The organism is Treponema sp. R6D11, assembly GCF_054786075.1.
In genome coordinates, this window is record NZ_BDHD01000513.1 from 1 (window position 1) to 870 (window position 870).

The 870-nt window shown below is 40.5% G+C and carries 1 protein-coding gene and 1 pseudogene; one reads left to right on the forward strand and one right to left on the reverse strand.

What is annotated here, in order from left to right; all coding sequences use genetic code 11:
- The first annotated feature begins 58 nt into the window (after positions 1-58).
- Positions 59-316: a DNA recombination protein RmuC gene (gene rmuC / locus ACYVTD_RS14345; protein ID WP_461248398.1), complete on the forward strand. Its 258-nt coding sequence runs from the start codon at positions 59-61 to the stop codon at positions 314-316.
- Here the strand turns inward: rmuC (ACYVTD_RS14345) and rmuC (ACYVTD_RS14350) are convergent.
- Positions 301-741 (reverse strand): annotated as a pseudogene (gene rmuC, locus ACYVTD_RS14350) (DNA recombination protein RmuC); the annotation flags it as partial. The gene rmuC (ACYVTD_RS14345) and the pseudogene rmuC (ACYVTD_RS14350) sit on opposite strands and share 16 nt — an antisense overlap.
- Positions 742-870 lie beyond the last annotated feature (129 nt).

An 870-nucleotide genomic window follows, 5' to 3' on the forward strand; every position in this document is an offset into this window, starting at 1 on the left:
GTATGAGAGCGCTGATAAGAAGGATATTGAGGAAGCGAAAAAAGCGTTTAGTAGGAAGATAAAAGAAGACGCGAGGGATATTTGCGAAAAATACATTCACCCGCCTGTAACGACTGAGTTTGCGATTATGTATTTGCCGACGGAAGGGCTTTACGCCGAGGCGGTTGGTGCGCTGGATTTGTTTGATGATTTGCAAAGGGAATATAAAGTGACAATTGCTGGACCGACCACTATTCTTGCTTTGCTAAACGCTTTTTTCGCTTCCTCAATATCCTTCTTATCAGCGCTCTCATACGCGTCCAACAAGCGCTCATAATCCTCTTTAGGATATTTAACATCTATCGGCAGATACGCATCTGGCAAAACAATAGCAAAGTCTACTCCCCCGCGCTCATCAGTTTTATCAGGATTCACAACAAGTTGTTTCTTATATTGCTTTTCCGTCAAAACATCTTGTAATATGCTATCGAGCAACAACTCGCCGCTATGCCCCCTCCTCTTCGGGTTCATAAGCATATTTTTCAAGTCACCAACGTTGGTAGCTAAATCTTTCATTTCCCCTAGCCCGCGTTGAACTTGTGCCAATTTTTCATCAACAGTTTTAGTCAACGTCGTAATAACATTAGAATTTTCTTGCTTGTTATTCGAAATGCCGTTTTGAAACGACACCACAATAAAAACAGCCGATACCAAAGTGATAATCGGCGAAACAACACATAAAACTAATAATAAAGACTGCATAGAAAATAGCCTATCCTAAGCGACAGGATCTGCTTCAGCTCGTTTAAAAACATATTTATCTTTTTGTTCACGACCCCACCTCATTACAGTTATTTTACACTAATATGCGAATTTTGTCAATAGGTTGAC